This window comes from Erwinia psidii, from assembly GCF_003846135.1.
In the GTDB taxonomy this organism is placed as follows: domain Bacteria; phylum Pseudomonadota; class Gammaproteobacteria; order Enterobacterales; family Enterobacteriaceae; genus Erwinia; species Erwinia psidii.
On the sequence record NZ_RHHM01000003.1, the window covers coordinates 125083 to 141427 of the forward strand.

16 protein-coding genes are annotated in these 16345 nt (G+C 52.9%); 8 read left to right on the forward strand and 8 right to left on the reverse strand.

Annotated features, from left to right (window positions below):
• Positions 1-116: 116 nt before the first annotated feature.
• Positions 117-392: a YcgL domain-containing protein gene (locus EB241_RS05180; protein WP_124232150.1), complete on the reverse strand. Its 276-nt coding sequence runs from the start codon at positions 390-392 to the stop codon at positions 117-119.
• A 155-nt stretch (positions 393-547) separates the two neighbouring features.
• On the opposite strand from EB241_RS05180, the gene minC reads away from it, so the two are divergent.
• From minC to minE, 3 genes are read left to right on the forward strand one after another with little or no spacing between them, the layout of a single operon-like run.
• Positions 548-1240: a septum site-determining protein MinC gene (gene minC, locus EB241_RS05185; RefSeq protein WP_124232151.1), complete on the forward strand. Its 693-nt coding sequence runs from the start codon at positions 548-550 to the stop codon at positions 1238-1240.
• A 40-nt stretch (positions 1241-1280) separates the two neighbouring features.
• Positions 1281-2093 carry a septum site-determining protein MinD gene (gene minD, locus EB241_RS05190; RefSeq protein ID WP_124232152.1) on the forward strand — a complete coding sequence of 271 codons (813 nt, stop codon included), beginning with the start codon at positions 1281-1283 and terminating at the stop codon, positions 2091-2093.
• A 3-nt stretch (positions 2094-2096) separates the two neighbouring features.
• Entirely contained in the window at positions 2097-2366 is a 270-nt protein-coding gene (minE, locus tag EB241_RS05195; protein ID WP_124232153.1) for a cell division topological specificity factor MinE, read from the forward strand.
• Positions 2367-2418: 52 nt separating this feature from the next.
• On the opposite strand, the gene rnd is transcribed toward minE, so the two are convergent.
• The 5 genes from rnd to EB241_RS05220 form a co-directional block, all read right to left on the reverse strand.
• Positions 2419-3537, reverse strand: coding sequence for a ribonuclease D (gene rnd / locus EB241_RS05200; protein ID WP_199737309.1), 1119 nt, complete (start codon positions 3535-3537; stop codon positions 2419-2421).
• Positions 3538-3630: 93 nt separating this feature from the next.
• Complete coding sequence (fadD, locus tag EB241_RS05205; protein ID WP_124232329.1) at positions 3631-5313, reverse strand: long-chain-fatty-acid--CoA ligase FadD; 1683 nt, start codon at positions 5311-5313, stop codon at positions 3631-3633.
• 209 nt (positions 5314-5522) lie between these two features.
• Positions 5523-6119, reverse strand: coding sequence for a Slp family lipoprotein (locus EB241_RS05210; RefSeq protein ID WP_124232154.1), 597 nt, complete (start codon positions 6117-6119; stop codon positions 5523-5525).
• 146 nt (positions 6120-6265) lie between these two features.
• Positions 6266-6979 (reverse strand): tRNA (adenosine(37)-N6)-threonylcarbamoyltransferase complex dimerization subunit type 1 TsaB, encoded by a 714-nt coding sequence (gene tsaB, locus EB241_RS05215; RefSeq protein ID WP_124232155.1) that lies wholly within the window; start codon positions 6977-6979, stop codon positions 6266-6268.
• 54 nt (positions 6980-7033) lie between these two features.
• Positions 7034-8944, reverse strand: a complete 1911-nt coding sequence (locus EB241_RS05220; RefSeq protein WP_124232156.1) for an ATP-dependent DNA helicase — start codon at positions 8942-8944, stop codon at positions 7034-7036.
• A 291-nt stretch (positions 8945-9235) separates the two neighbouring features.
• On the opposite strand from EB241_RS05220, the gene EB241_RS05225 reads away from it, so the two are divergent.
• Positions 9236-9580, forward strand: a complete 345-nt coding sequence (locus EB241_RS05225; RefSeq protein WP_124232157.1) for a RidA family protein — start codon at positions 9236-9238, stop codon at positions 9578-9580.
• A gap of 17 nt (positions 9581-9597) precedes the next feature.
• On the opposite strand, the gene EB241_RS05230 is transcribed toward EB241_RS05225, so the two are convergent.
• Together EB241_RS05230 and EB241_RS05235 are read right to left on the reverse strand one after the other, a co-directional pair.
• Positions 9598-10494: a hypothetical protein gene (locus EB241_RS05230; protein ID WP_233592538.1), complete on the reverse strand. Its 897-nt coding sequence runs from the start codon at positions 10492-10494 to the stop codon at positions 9598-9600.
• Between the two features lie 122 nt (positions 10495-10616).
• Positions 10617-10802, reverse strand: a complete 186-nt coding sequence (locus tag EB241_RS05235) for a YoaH family protein (protein ID WP_124232158.1) — start codon at positions 10800-10802, stop codon at positions 10617-10619.
• A gap of 110 nt (positions 10803-10912) precedes the next feature.
• On the opposite strand from EB241_RS05235, the gene pabB reads away from it, so the two are divergent.
• The 4 genes from pabB (at position 10913) to EB241_RS05255 (ending at position 16325) form a co-directional block, all read left to right on the forward strand.
• Positions 10913-12277, forward strand: coding sequence for an aminodeoxychorismate synthase component 1 (gene pabB / locus EB241_RS05240; protein ID WP_124232159.1), 1365 nt, complete (start codon positions 10913-10915; stop codon positions 12275-12277).
• Positions 12270-12842 (forward strand): CoA pyrophosphatase, encoded by a 573-nt coding sequence (locus EB241_RS05245; RefSeq protein WP_124232160.1) that lies wholly within the window; start codon positions 12270-12272, stop codon positions 12840-12842. Before pabB ends, EB241_RS05245 begins: the two co-directional genes overlap by 8 nt.
• 298 nt (positions 12843-13140) lie before the next feature.
• A complete protein-coding gene (locus EB241_RS05250; protein ID WP_124232161.1) occupies positions 13141-14505 on the forward strand; it encodes an L-serine ammonia-lyase in 1365 nt (454 codons plus the stop codon).
• Positions 14506-14762: 257 nt separating this feature from the next.
• Positions 14763-16325, forward strand: coding sequence for an EAL domain-containing protein (locus tag EB241_RS05255; protein ID WP_124232162.1), 1563 nt, complete (start codon positions 14763-14765; stop codon positions 16323-16325).
• The last annotated feature ends 20 nt before the right edge of the window (positions 16326-16345 follow it).

A 16345-nucleotide genomic window follows, 5' to 3' on the forward strand; every position in this document is an offset into this window, starting at 1 on the left:
TAGCACATTCTCTGTCAGACAGTATTCATCATGGTGTCTTTAAATCGCCCGGTTTGTAATTTAAATGACGAACAACGGGGCGGCGCTGGTTCGAATATGTTCAGCAAAAATCACGGTTAATTATTTTTATCTTTTGCCAGATGACAGGTAAGCAAGTTTTCCACCGGTGGCGGAACCTGTAAATAATACCCCTGCTCTTTCAGCGACGTTTTTACTTTGCCTAAATCAGCGTTCGCAAGGCTTTTCGAGCCATCCAGTGGCAATAACATTGCCAGCTTTGGCTGACCAAAACCCTGAAGCAGTTCAGCAGGAACTCGACTGAAATCGTCTTTTTTTTCGACATACAGATAAGTCTGATCTCTTTTGGGGCTTCTGTAGATTGCACAATACATATTTTTACCCGAATTCAACTGGATGGTCACTTGCCTGAATATAGCAGTAACTATAACATGCTTGCAGATCTTAAGAATATTGCCCCATCGCGATGCGCTGCCACACTGGCAGTCTGATCCAGGGGAATGCGAAATAACAGGACTGAGCGCGACAGATGTCACAAACGCCAATAGAGTTGAAAGGCAGCAGTTTTACTTTGTCTGTTGTTCATTTACACCACAGCGATCCCGATGTAGTTCAGCAGGCATTAAAGGACAAAATCAGTCAGGCCCCTGCCTTTCTGAAAAACGCGCCAGTGGTGCTCAATGTCGCCTCGTTAACCAGCGAGTCAGACTGGCTACAGATACAGCAGGCCGTTTCTTCCACCGGCTTGCATATTGTTGGCGTCAGCGGGTGTAAAGACCCACAGCTCAAACACGCCATTGCCGGTGCGGGTCTGCCGCTATTGTCCGAGGGGAAGGAGCAGAAAAAAAGCGGCGATGTTACCGATACCGTTAAACCTGCCGGGCCTGCTGCTGTCAAAACCAAAGTTATTAATACGCCGGTCCGCTCCGGGCAGCAAATTTATGCCAAAAACAGTGACCTGATTGTCACGAATAGCGTTAGCGCCGGAGCTGAACTGGTTGCCGATGGGAATATTCATATTTATGGCATGATGCGCGGTCGTGCTCTGGCAGGCGCCAGCGGTGAACAGGATTGTCAGATATTTTGTACCAACCTGTCCGCTGAGTTGGTTTCCATAGCCGGGGAATACTGGATTATGGATCAAATTCCTGCCGATTTTTTCGGAAAAGCGTCACGTCTTTGTTTAAAAGACGGCACCCTGACTATACAGGCACTGAACTGAACAGGTTCACAAGCCCTTTTTTTCTTAAGGAAATTATTTTATGGCACGCATAATTGTAGTGACTTCGGGTAAAGGAGGCGTGGGAAAGACCACCTCCAGCGCGGCCATCGCTACCGGTTTAGCTCAGAAAGGTAAAAAAACGGTGGTGATCGATTTTGACATCGGTCTGCGTAACCTTGATCTGATCATGGGCTGTGAACGCCGCGTGGTATACGATTTTGTCAACGTTATTCAGGGTGATGCCACGCTGAATCAGGCATTAATCAAGGACAAGCGCACTGATAATCTTTTTATCCTGCCCGCATCACAGACGCGTGATAAAGATGCCCTGACGCGTGATGGCGTGGAAAAAGTGCTGAATGACCTCGGTAAAATGGACTTTGAATTTATCGTCTGTGATTCACCAGCAGGTATTGAGACTGGTGCCCTGATGGCACTCTACTTTGCTGATGAAGCGATCATCACCACCAACCCTGAAGTCTCTTCTGTGCGCGACTCTGACCGTATTCTTGGCATTCTTTCTTCAAAATCCCGACGGGCAGAAAACGGACAGGATCCTATCAAAGAGCACCTGCTGCTGACCCGCTATAACCCCGGTCGTGTAAATCGTGGGGACATGTTAAGCATGGAAGATGTGCTGGAAATTTTGCGCATTCCTCTGGCCGGGGTGATTCCTGAAGATCAATCGGTACTGCGCGCCTCCAACCAGGGTGAGCCTGTCATTCTGGATACTGAATCAGACGCGGGCAAAGCCTACGCGGACACCGTTGACCGCATTCTTGGTGAAGAACGCCCTTTCCGCTTCATTGAAGAAGAGAAGAAGGGTTTCCTGAAACGTCTCTTTGGGGGATAAACTATGGCCTTACTCGATTTCTTTTTATCCCGTAAAAAGAACACAGCCAACATAGCCAAGGAACGGCTGCAAATTATTGTAGCGGAACGCAGAAGGGGTGACAGTGAGCCCCATTATCTGCCGCAACTGAAAAAGGATATTCTTGAAGTCATCTGTAAGTACGTGAAGATCGACCCGGAAATGCTCAGCGTAAAACTGGATCAGAACGATGATGACATTTCGATTCTGGAACTGAACGTCACGCTTCCAGAGGCAGAAGACGCAGCAAAATGATCCACTTCCCGTTCTGATTTTCCCCTGCTGACACGCAGGGGAAACGTCTGCGCTACCCTTGCAGGATCTCCCGAACACCATTGTGCAGCAGCTCACCACGCCAGCCAGTCAACAGTTCCGGCTTGCAATCGGTCGGTTTGAGCTGCCATTGCCAGCTAAGTAGCTGATTGATCTGTCTGCGCGACGCCAAAAGTTCCTGACTGACACCATTTTTTTCTGCGACATCCGCCATCAGTGCTTTCAATGACTTAAAGGTTTGTTTGTAGCCCGGATGATCGATAAGATTACTCAGCGGCGGCGGCAGATCGTTTTCATCCAGCTCATTTGCCCTGGCGACCATCGCCACCAGATTTTTCCCATAATGGCGGATCTCCTGCCCTGTCAGCCCAAGATGATCCAGCTCGCCCAGTGTTCCCGGCATAAAGCGGGCCACTTTCCATAAGTTTTCTTCGCGCACCACGAAGTTGACGGCCATGTCTTTTTCGCGGGCCAGCTCCAGCCGCCAGGCAGCCAGCAAACGCAACGCGGCCAGCTGACGTGGCCGCAACTGCCAGGCGTTAGTAATATCACGCCAGGCTTCCTGTGGCTCGGTAACCCTCTGCCGACGCTGACACAGTAATTCACATTCATTAAGTGCAGCCGCGATGTTACCTGATACCTGCGCCTCTTCCAGCAGCCTGTGAGCAATCGGCAGCAGATAATAAACGTCAGCAGCAGCATACTGACACTGTTTTTCAGTCAGAGGACGTGCCAGCCAGTCAGTACGGGATTCACTTTTATCCAGTTCAATACCGGTGAAGGATGCCACCAGGGTGGCAAAACCGCAAGAAAGCGGGCGCCCGTTAAAGGCAGCCAGAATCTGGGTATCAATCATCGGCACAGGCAGCAGCGCAAACTCATGCAGGAAAACCTCCAGGTCTTCACTGCCGGCATGCAGAAACTTGGTTATAGCCGGGTTAGTCAGCAGAGCGCGAAAGGGTGCCCATTCGGTTATCGGTAAGGGATCGATAAGCGATATATGCTCACCATCATATAGCTGGATCAGGCCGAGGCCGGGATAATAGGTGCGGGTTCGGACAAATTCGGTATCCAGCGCCACGGCAGACGCCTTATTGGCAGCCTGGCAGCATTCAGCCAGCGCTTCATTAGTGGTTATCAGGGTGTAATTCAAAATGTTCCTCTCGCTATAGCGTGATTTACCTCAGCATGGCCGGGTAAAACGCCGGTATTCTCGGCGCATCGACAGGCTAACAAACAGGGCAATTCAGACGGCTTTTAGCGATTTTATCGCTTCTTCACGCAGTTGACGCCGCAAAATTTTTCCAACATTAGTTTTTGGCAAATCGTCCCGAAATTCAACCACCTTCGGAACTTTATAGCCGGTCAGGTGTTTCTTACAGTGCATGAGCAACTCTTCTGTGGTCAGCGAGAGATCTTTTTTTACCACGCAAACTTTAATGGTTTCTCCTGACACCTCGTTGGGTACGCCAATGGCCGCCGCTTCCCGAACTTTTGGATGCATCATCAGCACATCTTCAATCTCATTGGGATAAACGTTAAAACCAGAAACCAGCATCATGTCCTTTTTGCGGTCAACAATGCGAATAAAGCCTGCAGAGTCAACGGTAACAATATCACCACTGTGAAGCCATCCATTTTTGAGCACTTCATCGGTCGCATCAGGACGTTGCCAGTAGCCCAACATCACCTGCGGCCCTTTTATGCACAGTTCTCCCGGCTCTCCCTCCGCAACCTCCTCATTCTTATCATTGACCAGTTTGATATCCGTTGAAGGTACCGGCAGGCCAATACTGCCATCGTGATTACGTATATCGTAAGGATTGACCGATACCAGTGGTGAACATTCGGTGAGACCATAGCCCTCCAGCAGATAATGTCCCGTCAGCTTCTCCCAACGCTCAGCCACCGATTTATGTACCGCCATTCCCCCGGCAGCAGAAAGGGTGAGACTGGAGAAATCCAGTTGCTGAAAATCTTTATCGTTCAACAGTGCGTTAAACAGCGTGTTAACACCGGTGATGGCGGTAAAACGAGTCCTGGACAACGTTTTTACCATCCCCGGAATATCGCGCGGATTGGTGATAAGCAGGTTAGCGCCGCCCAAATCTATAAACAGCAGACAGTTCACGGTCAGTGCAAAGATATGATAAAGCGGCAGCGCGGTAACCACTGTCTCACCACCCTCTTTCAGCAATGAGCCGTAGGTCGCCCTGGCCTGTTCAATATTGGCCTGCATATTACGGTGGGTGAGCATCGCGCCCTTCGCCACGCCGCTTGTACCACCGGTATATTGCAGAAAAGCCAGGTCGTCGTTGATTATCTCTGGCCGCTGGTACGGCATCTGATGTCCCAGGCGTAAGGCAGTGCGAAAAGAGATCGCATTTGGCAAGTGGTAGCGAGGAACCATTCGCTTGATATACTTGACGACAAAGTTTAACAGCGTGGCCCTTGCCGGAGATAGCTGATCGCCCAGACGGCTAAGAATAACGTGTTTTATTTGCGTCTTTTCGACCACTTTTTCCAGCGTATGCGCGAAATTTGACACAATAACAATGGCACAGGCACCGCTGTCATTGAGCTGGTGCTCCAGCTCTCGGGGCGTGTAGAGTGGATTAACGTTAACCACGATCAGACCAGCGCGTAATACCCCCAGCAAGGCAACCGGATACTGCAACAGGTTGGGCATCATCAGGGCAACACGATCCCCTTTTTTCAGTGCCAGACCCTGTTGCAGATAGGCAGCAAAAGCCCGACTACGCTCTTCAAGCTGGCGGAAGCTCATCGCCTTGCCCATGTTTATAAAGGCGGGCTTATCACCGTAACGTTTTACCGCCGTTTCAAACAGCCCGACAAGAGATGTGTAATGGTCGGCACTGATTTCTGCCGGAACATCAGCCGGGTAGCGCTTTAACCACACCTTATTCAGGAAAACATCTCGGAAATGATTATTTACTGTCATTACAATCTCGCCCTGCCACGCTTATTAACATTATTTTAACTCAGCGTATCTTTCAGCATCTTTCTCTGTAAAAACCTTGCGAAGCCCATCACTAATTTTTTGCAGTGCTGGATCAAACGATAAAAGACGACCCGGCAACTGCGTAACAGCTACCGGGTCGTCATAAAATAAGCCAACTACTCCGTCAGGATAGTCTGAACCTGAACCGGTCCCTGATTGTAAAAGCCGCCGGGTGGTGGTCCCCAGTAACCGCCACGATGGCGTCCCCGCGGGGGACCATACCAAATCCAGGGATCAACAGGCTGTGGCGGGGTGATGACCTGCTGAGTCAGATGCCAGCGCTGATAACCGGTCACATTCACTTTCACAAAGTGATAGGATGCCTGACCAACCTGCCCTTTTTCGCTGCCGGTAACAGGCCCAACCACGGTCACCATCTGATTATTAAAATCCACAGGATCGACAAAACCTTTGATGTCAGCATAGACACGGCCAATCGACGGGCTGCCCAGTATCGGACGGGCTGTGTCATCAAGCGGCATTGCTGCGATTTCCAGACGGGTAACACCGTCTTTATTAATGACCTTCACCACTTTGCCACCAAAGCGTGATTCCTGGCCAACATAGAGCTGTGGTGCATTCATCACCCGGACCAAATCCTGCTGTGGCGTCGGTGATGTGCCACGAACGGAATCCGGCACGCTGACGCATCCTGTGAGTAAAGACAGAAGCAACACGACACTTCCAGATTGCAATAACACACGTTTACGCATAATGATCTCCCTGTTACCGAAAGCTTTGACTTCACTGGTGATAATAAGTTGCGTTACCCGTCGTCAGCATCCACTGGCCGCGCCCACGGACAACACGGCGTGGCTGTCCGCGTCATCACCATCGCCACCGGTGATTGCCCAAACGCTTATCCACGCCCCGGTAATTTTTTCCAGGTCACTTCATTGCGCAGGTAGGTCGGCTCGGCATCTGCCGCCTCCACCACCTCCCCCGACGCCAGGGCGACGGCGGCTAGCGGCAACATATCTTCCGCGCTGGGTAACAACACATCCGTGCCATGTAACGTCAGTCCAGGGGGGATGGGACTGATTTCCGCGAGTGACGGATAAGCCTGCCAGCCGGTTCCCACCTGTGCCCAGTCACCCGTTAACTGCGACATCCGCTGCAGTGCAACCTCTGGTTTGAGCACCGCTTCCGTCTTTTCACCCTGCCAGTTACCCTGCTCATCCCGCACATATTCAGCCCAGTACACCTCTCCCATCCGGGCATCTGTTGCGGCAAGTACGCGACGTGCCCCATGTCGCCGCCAGGCGGTTTGCGCCATGGTTTTCAGGGTTGAGACACCGACCAGTGGCAATCCCGCCCCCAGCGCCAACCCCTGAGCAATGCCAATAGCGATACGCACACCGGTAAAGCTTCCCGGACCCCGACCAAAGGCCAACGCGTCCAGCCCGGCAAGCGCGGTCTGACGCTCGCGGAGGATCTGTTGCACCATTGGCAGGATCCGCTGGGTATGCTCACGTGCGCACAGTTCAAAGTGCGCCGAAATCTCGTCGTTCATCAGCAACGCGACTGAACAGGCCTCTGTCGCCGTATCAATCGCTAAAATTCGCGTGGACATAGATACCTCAGCAAGGAAAAATTCGCGACGCAGCATAGCATATTGTCGTGGAAATTACTGTTGAGGGGATGAGGTAAGGAACGCCACCGCCTGCTGAAGATCACGCGTGCGGGGCGTCGGTGGCAGACTGTTCAGGAAAACCGCGCCGTAGGGCCGCATCACCAGGCGGTTATCACAGATCACCAACACCCCACGATCGTCCACGTCACGGATCAAACGTCCCACGCCCTGCTTGAGGGTAATCACCGCATCCGGTAGCTGCACGTCGTCAAAGGGATCGCCACCACGCAGTTTGCAATCTTCCATCCTTGCCTTCAGCAGCGGATCGTCGGGCGAGGTGAACGGCAGCTTATCGATAATCACCAGTGACAGCACATCACCCCGGACATCCACCCCTTCCCAGAAACTGCTGGTTGCCACCAGCAGGGCGTTCCCGGCTGCAACAAACTGCTTTAACAGCTGAGCTTTGCTGGTTTCGCCCTGTAGCAACACTGGCAGGGTCAGCAGGGTGCGGAACTGCTCTGCCAGAAAACGCATCATCTGCCGTGAAGTACAGAGCAGAAAACAGCGTCCGTTATTGGCCTCAATCAGCGGTAACAGCATTTTCGCCAGCTGTTGTGCACTGCCCGGTTGGTTGTGGGCAGGTAAATGTCGCGGCACGTAAAGCAGCGCCTGCCGGGAAAAATCAAAGGGACTGTTGAGGATAAGCGTGCTTGCCTTACCGACGCCCAGCCGTTCAACAAAATGGGTCATCTGTTCGTTAACCGCAAGCGTCGCCGAGGTGAATATCCAGCTGGCCGGACGTTCATCCATCACCTCACGGAAGCGTTCGGCAACAGACAGCGGGGTCAGCGCCAGTACAAAATGACGGGCGTTACACTCATACCAGTAGCTGAAACCCGGCTGCGTGACATCCTTCAGTCGACGAAGTCTGCCGCGATACAGCGCGGCACGTTCAAAGGCAGCATCCAGCAGCGCCGAGCGGCCAAGCGCCATTTTCGCCACGTCGTGACACAGTTCAAGCGCATCATCAAGCAATAGCAGTGACCGCTGGGTAGCGGGATTATTCAGCATATCACGCAGATTACCGCGAAACCCCGGTTCGCCCAGCGCCAGTCTGAAATCCTGCGCACTCTGCGCCAGGCGATCGGCGGACTTTTGTAACTGCTGCATATCACGGATTTCAGTCCGGTAAGCAATGGTGATATCTCTGGCGAGATCCAGCAGCTGTTTGCTGGAAATCTGCTGACCAAAATACTGGCTGGCAATATCCGGTAGCTGATGAGCTTCATCGAAGATCATGACATCGGCCTGCGGGATCAGTTCGGCAAAACCGCTCTCTTTCACCACCATGTCAGCCAGAAACAGATGATGATTCACCACCACCACGTCCGCATCCATTGCCCTGCGACGTGCTTTCACCACAAAACAGTCCTGATACTGTGGGCAGTCACTGCCCAGACAGTTATCATTGGTACTGGTCACCAGCGGCCATATGGTGCTGTCTTCCGTTACCCCGCCGCAGCTACTGATATCACCATCGACGGTTTCCGCTGACCAGCCACGAAGATGTACCAGATCGCTCATGGCCTGTGCCGCCAGTTCTCCCCCCGCCATTGACTGCTGTTCAAGCCGCTCAAGACAGAGATAATTGGAGCGCCCTTTCAGCAATGCCAGCTTGCCTTTAAACTTCAGGGCACGGGCGACGGTAGGTAAGTCACGGTTATACAGTTGATCCTGTAACGCTTTGGAGCCGGTGGAAACAATGACTTTTTTACCCGAGCGCAACGCCGGGGCAAGATACGCGTAAGTTTTGCCGGTGCCGGTTCCCGCTTCGACCACCAGCTCATTTTTACCCTCAATCGCCTGTCTGACCGCGTCGGCCATCTGACGCTGAGGCTCACGCGGTTTAAATCCAGGGATCGCCAGCGCCAGCGCGCCATCTGCTGCAAAATCGTCTGCCAACTTGTCCTCACCGCGAGAGAAAAAAACGCTGACATTATGTCAGCCCGCACAGCACGATGCAAAGCCCTTAAAATCAATCAATTACGATAGGACACTCTGTAACCGGTTGATCGTAAACGGTTCAGACGCCTGTGGTGCTGAACACCGTCGTCTGCCTGTTCCCCGGCGTCCCACGCCAGAATCGGATGGTGCCGACAGAACAAACCGGACCATCCTGCTGTCGCAAATGATAAAAATTTGTGGCAGGCTTGCGAACCACCGAGCGAAACAAAACTGATTAAGAGGAAAATGATGAGCATTGAACGTCTCGATCCTGAGCACCGCATGTCTGAAGCGGTCATTCACCGTGACACCATTTATTATACCAGCGTGCCGGAAAATCTTGATGAGGATGCTTACGCGCAAACGGCTAATGCGCTGTCCGTCATTGACCGGATACTGAGCCGACTGGGATCGGACAAAAGCCGTATTCTGGATGCCACCATTTTTCTGGTAAACAAAGCGGATTTCCCGGCAATGAACCGCGCCTGGGATGCCTGGGTCTCCCCAGGCAACGCGCCCGTCCGTTGCACCGTTCAGGCCGGACTGATGAACCCAAACTATCTGGTGGAAATTAAGATCGTTGCTGCCCGATAACATCACCTGCAGGCGCTTTAGCGTGCAGGTGTGAAAAGCGCCTGTCTGCCAGCCTGAGAGGGAAAAACACAGAGAACATCGTGACGGCAACCCGCCGCCACCTCAAGTGGATGTGGTATGACAGGTTTCAGCACCTCGCTGTCATACCGTGCGTAACGGATGCCTCTGTCCAGCCGGTAGCGCCCCTGACTGTTTGCGGCGCAGGATTTATCAAGGATATGCAGATAACTGCCCGGCCCGCTGCCCCGATCGTCACCGCCTTCAAGATAACGTACGTCTGCGTTGCGATAGCGCTCCCGCGCACCCGCCAGCCGATCGTCCAGCCACAATGGCACCTTTTCCAGACCGTATTTCCACTGATTTATTTGTGGGCAGGTTGTCAGCGCTCGCGGATCAAACCAAAGCCAGCTTCCCGGATCGGCAATCACATAGCGCATTCGCATCCCTACGGGTGGTCTGGCAAAGGCGACATAATGTTGCACGAACTGTCCCCCGGCTGAAAATCCGGCCACCGTTACCTGTCGCAGCGAAGGCCAGCGTTGTTTTAAATGAGCCAGCAGTTGATCGAGTGCTGAAAATGCGCTCAGCCTGTTTTGCACATCCGGGCCACCATCCAGCCAGGAATGGCAGTTCCACAGCGCGTCCTCCGGCAGGGCGGCGGGTAACCCCGCTGAGCGACAGTGAACTGATTGCGCATCAGACACCTGGAACAGCGGCGCGATAACCGGGATCTGGCTTGCGGCTGGCGTGTTTCTGGCCGCCATCAGGGCGGCAGTGAGCGTTTTGCCCACATCACGAGGGTGCCCATGCATTACGATCAGTGCTGAAGTGACATTGTCACTTATTTTAGCATTGCTGATAAAGTAGTGAAAATTTTCGCCGGACGGCTGAGTGACAAAGGTCTGTTCTGACACATCCTGCGGCCAGCCAGATGAGCCGGCCTCAGCAAAAAAAGTCAGAAGGCTACACGCCAACGGGAGCAACAGGGCAAGCAGAGCACCAGGCCTGGGGTGCCGTCTGCACCGCTTTTGCGCCGTCACTCCGTTTCGTCTTCATCTTCAAAGCGGGCGGCAATCATGCCTCCTGTATGGCTTTCACGAATTTCTGACGCCACCAGCTGAATGGCCTGGCCACTGCTCATGCCTTCGGACATCAGCTGCTGGATGCGTTCAACCGCCTGTTGTTGCTGCTCATGGGACAGCGCCGGTAAACCAGTAATCATATCTGCTCCTGTCGGGTTGCACGGATTATCACACGTGGAACAAAGAGATGCCAACAGCAGAAAAATATGTCAGGCTTGCCGGATAATACCGTGCCGATGTTAAAAACCGTATGTCACCTGTTTATTGTCCTCTTGAATACACGCCGAATGCCGTTGAACAGCTTTTTTCCTCCGTGTCACAGCAGCCATGGGCCATGCTACTCCACTCTGGTTTTGCCGATCACAGCGATAATCGCTTCGATATCATGGTGGCCGAACCGCTGATCACCCTCACTACTCTGGGTGATATCACCCATATCCATACCGCACACGGCGTCACGCAGCACCGGGAAGACCCTCTCTCTCTGCTGCATAACACCCTGCAAAACTGCCGTTTTACTGCGACAGAAAACGCTGATTATCCCTTTCAGGGCGGCGCATTGGGCCTGTTTGGTTACGATTTAGGTCGCCGTTTTGAAAAACTGCCGTACTGTGCAGAACAGGATCTGCATACACCGGATATGGCCATTGGCATTTATGACTGGGCATTAATCGCCGACCATCATCAGCGGAAAGTTACGCTTATTGTACAGGGTGATGCCTCTTCCCGCCTTGACTGGCTGGAAAAGTTACCGTCGCAACCGTCAGTTGAACCGTTCCGGCTCACCAGCCCGTGGTTATCCAATATGACCCGTGAGCAATACGGTGAGAAGTTCCGCCAGGTCCAGCACTGGTTACACAGCGGTGACTGTTACCAGATCAACCTTGCGCAGCGTTTCCAGGCCAGCTATCACGGGGATGAGTGGCAGGCTTTCCGGCGACTGAATCAACAAAATCGAGCCCCTTTCAGCGCATTTATCCGTCTTCCGGGAAGTACCATTCTGAGCCTTTCCCCTGAGCGTTTTTTAAATATCACCGGGGGGGTAATCGAAACCCGGCCCATCAAAGGTACTCTCCCGCGGCTCAGCGATCCGGCGGCAGACCGCGCACAGGCGGCAGCCCTGGCCCATTCACCGAAAGACCGTGCGGAAAACCTCATGATTGTCGATCTCCTGCGTAACGATATTGGACGGGTGGCAAAACCGGGTAGCGTGCAGGTACCGGAACTGTTTGTGGTCGAGCCTTTTCCCGCTGTTCATCACCTTGTCAGCACGATTACCGCCGAACTGAGACCTGAACTGAGCCCCTGCGATCTGCTGCGTGCCTGCTTTCCGGGCGGCTCCATCACCGGTGCACCAAAAGTCAGGGCAATGGACATTATCGATCGGCTGGAACCACACCGACGCAACGCCTGGTGTGGCAGCATTGGTTATCTCAGCGTCTGCGGCAGGATGGACACCAGTATTACCATTCGCACCTTAACAGCGGAAAAAGGCCAGCTCTACTGTACGGCAGGCGGAGGCATTGTCGCTGACAGTAATGAGCAGGCTGAATACCAGGAAACATTTGATAAAATTAACCGTATCCTGCCCTGTCTGGAAGACAGCGATGACTGACAGTAACCTGACAACAAATCACTTTATCAGCCGTTTTCTTCTGCAACCTCCTGTGGTACAGACCCCTGTGTATTCAGGCCGCCAGGCTGCGGTACTGGTGCCAGTCGTCAATCGCCCATGCCCCTCATTACTGCTGACCCGGCGCGCCGCCACGCTGCGAAAGCATCCCGGCCAGGTGGCATTTCCGGGCGGTATGAGAGATCGGGAGGATGACTCGCCGATCGCCACCGCGCTGCGTGAAGCCCAGGAAGAAGTCGCTATTCCCCCTGACGCAGTTCAGGTGCTGGGGATGTTACCCGCGGTGACCACCAGCAGCGGCTTTCAGGTCACGCCCGTGGTGGGTATTCTGCCGGGTAATCTGCACTGGCGGCCCAGCGACAGTGAAGTTGAATCAGTTTTTGAAATGCCGTTACAGGAAGCACTGACACTGACACGCTATGTTTCTGTTAATATCTGGCGCGCTGGCCTCACTCAGCAAGTCTGGCTCTCCTGGTTTGAAGATTATTTTATCTGGGGCATGACCGCGGGCATTATCCGCCAGCTCAGTCTGCAGGTGGCGCAATGACATACTACTCAGACCTTTATCAGTTCGCCGGTCAGTGTGATTTATTATATCGTTTCTTGCCAGGGTCAGATGGGCGGGCGATGTGTTATATCGCCATGCTGGCTCTCAGACACAACCCAATTTTATTGTATGCCGTTATGCCGTCCGGGCTGCATAACGGGGCCAGCAACCCACCCGGTGGCCCACCTCATTTTTTATCTGAATCTGATTAGTTTATTTCATGCGATGATCTTCAGGCAGACCATTACTATTACTGCATCAGTTTCCCAATGATCCTGCAGCACCAAGGAGCAAAAGTGTGATTAGTGTTTTCGACATGTTTAAGATCGGCATTGGCCCGTCCAGTTCCCATACGGTGGGACCAATGAAAGCCGGCAAACAGTTTGTCGATGAACTGACCAGTAAAGGTATCCTTACTGACGTAACCCGCATTGCCGTTGATGTGTACGGTTCACTCTCTCTCACCGGTAAAGGCCATCACACCGATATTGCCATTATTATGGGATTGTCGGGCGCATCACCCGAAACGGTGGATATTGATGGCATACCTGCGTTTATTCGCGATGTCGGGCAGCAGCAGCGCCTGCCATTGGCAAATGGCAGTCATGAGGTGGATTTCCCGCGCGAAGGCGGCATGGTATTTCGCGGTGATAACCTGTCGCTGCATGAAAACGGGATGCGTATCAGCGCTTTTTCTGGCGAAAACGTACTTTACAGCAACGTTTATTACTCGATTGGCGGCGGCTTTATTGTTGATGAGGCGCATTTTGGCCAGTCGGTCCTGAACGACGTTTCGGTGCCCTATTCCTTCAGTTCAGCCAAAGAGATGCTGGCGCATTGTCATCAGACCGGCCTGTCTCTTTCAGGCATGGTGATGAAAAATGAGCTGGCGCTGCACAGCAAAGCGGACATTGAGCGCTATTTTGCCGATGTCTGGCAAAACATGCGTGACTGTATCGACCGCGGCCTGAATACCGAAGGCGTGTTGCCGGGTCCGCTGCGCGTTCCAAGACGAGCTTCCGCATTGCGTCGTCTGCTGGTCTCTTCTGACAAACTCTCCAGCGATCCGATGAATGTCATCGACTGGGTTAACATGTTCGCGCTGGCCGTTAATGAAGAAAATGCCGCCGGTGGCCGTGTGGTTACGGCTCCCACTAATGGTGCCTGCGGCATCGTTCCGGCGGTGCTGGCTTACTATGATCACTTTATCCAGTCGGTCAGCCCGGATATTTTTATTCGCTATTTTCTGGCCGCGGGTGCGGTCGGCATTCTCTATAAGATGAACGCCTCTATCTCTGGTGCGGAAGTAGGCTGCCAGGGTGAAGTTGGCGTCGCCTGTTCAATGGCGGCAGCTGGCCTCGCGGAACTGCTGGGGGCCAGCCCGGAGCAGGTTTGCGTGGCGGCTGAGATCGGTATGGAGCATAATCTGGGGCTGACCTGCGATCCCGTTGCGGGTCAGGTGCAGGTGCCCTGTATTGAGCGTAACGCGATAGCCTCGGTTAAAGCCATCAATGCCGCAAGAATGGCCATGCGCCGGACCAGTGAAGCCAGGGTTTCGCTGGATAAGGTGATTGAAACCATGTATGAAACAGGCAAGGATATGAATGCCAAATACCGGGAAACTTCTCGCGGTGGATTGGCGATTAAAGTCCAGTGTGATTAATTATCCGTTGTTGCTGTCATCTCATGCTGCCCGACGCCTCAACGTGGGCAGCATTGGCCCTTCTTTCTGAGCATAATTTTTGTTGTTCAGTTTGCTCTTTGTCATAAAAAAGTAAGATATTTCCTGTAAATAGGGTGTCGACCTGCTTTTTTCGCTGATTCTGCATTTCCGCCAATTAAGACTAAACTTAACGCTGATTTTGCCGATATCTGAGGTTTATTTTTTGAAATATTATGTCGATCATAGGGTGATGACTGATGCAAGTGTCCCAGGAAGTTTTCGGACAGTTTCGCCGCAAGCGCCTGTTCATCGCTTTAGCGGTTTCCGCGTTAGTGCTTATCCTGACGTTATCCCAGCGTTTTTTTGAAGAGAAAAACCGGATTGAAAAGCAGTCTCGTACCTTCGCAAGTAATGCCATTCAACGTTTTGACCGCCTTTTTTCACCTCTTGAGGTGGCAGCAAGTAACACGCTGGGACTGGTTGGACTGCCCTGTGACCAGGTGCGTTTCCCGCTAATCGAAAAGCTGGCCTCTCTGCAAACCGTGCGTTCCATCATTCTGGTTGACCGGGACATCATGTATTGTTCCAGCATCTTTGGTCAAAGTGACCGCAGCTTCAGTACCAGCTTTCCTGAGCTTGCCGTAAACAACCAGCGAATGATACTCAGTATCGACGATCGTATTCTGAAAGGCTCCCCCGTGCTGTTGCTGTGGACCACCGAAGATACCGATAATCACGCCGGCATTTTGCAAATCATTAATATCGAAATGATCAGCAACTATCTGCTCGAACCCACGCTTCCCTGGGTTGAACGCGCCATTTTTAACGTTGGCGGCAAAAGTCTGGAATATGGCAATCAGCTACTTGAGCAGGCTTCACCCTCCGATCATGAGGTCAGCTATCAGGAATCTTCGCTGCGCTACCCTTTCAGTATCACATTGTATGGGCCTGCGCCGGCACGTATGGCGCTGGTGACCCTGCCTTCGCAGCTTCCGCTGGCGCTGCTGCTGAGTCTGCTGACGGGATATATTGCCTGGCTGGCTACCGCGAACCGCATGAGCCTTGCCTGGCAGATAAGCTATGGCATTACTACCCGCGAATTTATGGTTTACTGTCAGCCGCTTATTAACTCCCGTACCGGTGAGTGTGATGGTATTGAGCTTCTGCTCCGCTGGCATAATCACCGACAGGGTTGGGTTCCGCCTGACGTTTTTATTCCGCTCGCCGAACAGCATAATCTGATCGCCGCGCTGACGCGCTTTGTGCTCAGCGAGGTGGTTCGCCAGTTACCAGCGCTGCCAACCTCACCCACCTTCCACATCGCCATTAACGTGGCTTCCGGTCACTTTCACGACCAGGAGATTATTGATGACCTGCAAAAATTATGGTGGCCTGCCAGGCCGATTCCACAACTGATCGTTGAACTGACCGAGCGGGATGCGCTGCCGGTGGTCGATCAGCGAGTGGTTTCTCATCTGCACAGAATTGGCGTTAAGCTGGCAATCGATGACTTTGGCACCGGGCACAGTTCCCTTTCCTACCTGAAAACCCTGAGCCCGGACGTACTTAAAATTGATAAAGTTTTCACCGCTGCCATCGGCACCGATGCGATCAATGCCACGGTGACAGACATGGTTATCTCACTGGCACAGCGTCTGAATATCAGTCTGGTGGCTGAAGGGGTGGAAACGGCAGAACAGGCAGAATATCTGCGCGAAAGAGGTGTGGACGTGTTACAGGGCTATTTCTTCGCCCGCCCGATGCCATTAGGCGATTTCCCGGAATGGCTGAGTGAGTATAAAACAAGCCTGAGGCAGTAGAAACGGGTCGCGCACTGTCG

What these genes read in the sequence shown, in the direction of transcription:
- minD (WP_124232152.1), top strand. Translation starts at nt 1,281, where the DNA reads ATGGCACGCATAATTGTAGTGACTTCGGGTAAAGGAGGCGTGGGAAAG.
- minC (WP_124232151.1), top strand. Translation starts at nt 548, where the DNA reads ATGTCACAAACGCCAATAGAGTTGAAAGGCAGCAGTTTTACTTTGTCT.
- EB241_RS05210 (WP_124232154.1), bottom strand. Translation starts at nt 6,119, where the DNA reads ATGCGTAAACGTGTGTTATTGCAATCTGGAAGTGTCGTGTTGCTTCTG.
- tsaB (WP_124232155.1), bottom strand. Translation starts at nt 6,979, where the DNA reads ATGTCCACGCGAATTTTAGCGATTGATACGGCGACAGAGGCCTGTTCA.
- minE (WP_124232153.1), top strand. Translation starts at nt 2,097, where the DNA reads ATGGCCTTACTCGATTTCTTTTTATCCCGTAAAAAGAACACAGCCAAC.
- EB241_RS05225 (WP_124232157.1), top strand. Translation starts at nt 9,236, where the DNA reads ATGAGCATTGAACGTCTCGATCCTGAGCACCGCATGTCTGAAGCGGTC.
- pabB (WP_124232159.1), top strand. Translation starts at nt 10,913, where the DNA reads ATGTCACCTGTTTATTGTCCTCTTGAATACACGCCGAATGCCGTTGAA.
- EB241_RS05255 (WP_124232162.1), top strand. Translation starts at nt 14,763, where the DNA reads ATGCAAGTGTCCCAGGAAGTTTTCGGACAGTTTCGCCGCAAGCGCCTG.
- EB241_RS05180 (WP_124232150.1), bottom strand. Translation starts at nt 392, where the DNA reads ATGTATTGTGCAATCTACAGAAGCCCCAAAAGAGATCAGACTTATCTG.
- EB241_RS05235 (WP_124232158.1), bottom strand. Translation starts at nt 10,802, where the DNA reads ATGATTACTGGTTTACCGGCGCTGTCCCATGAGCAGCAACAACAGGCG.
- EB241_RS05245 (WP_124232160.1), top strand. Translation starts at nt 12,270, where the DNA reads ATGACTGACAGTAACCTGACAACAAATCACTTTATCAGCCGTTTTCTT.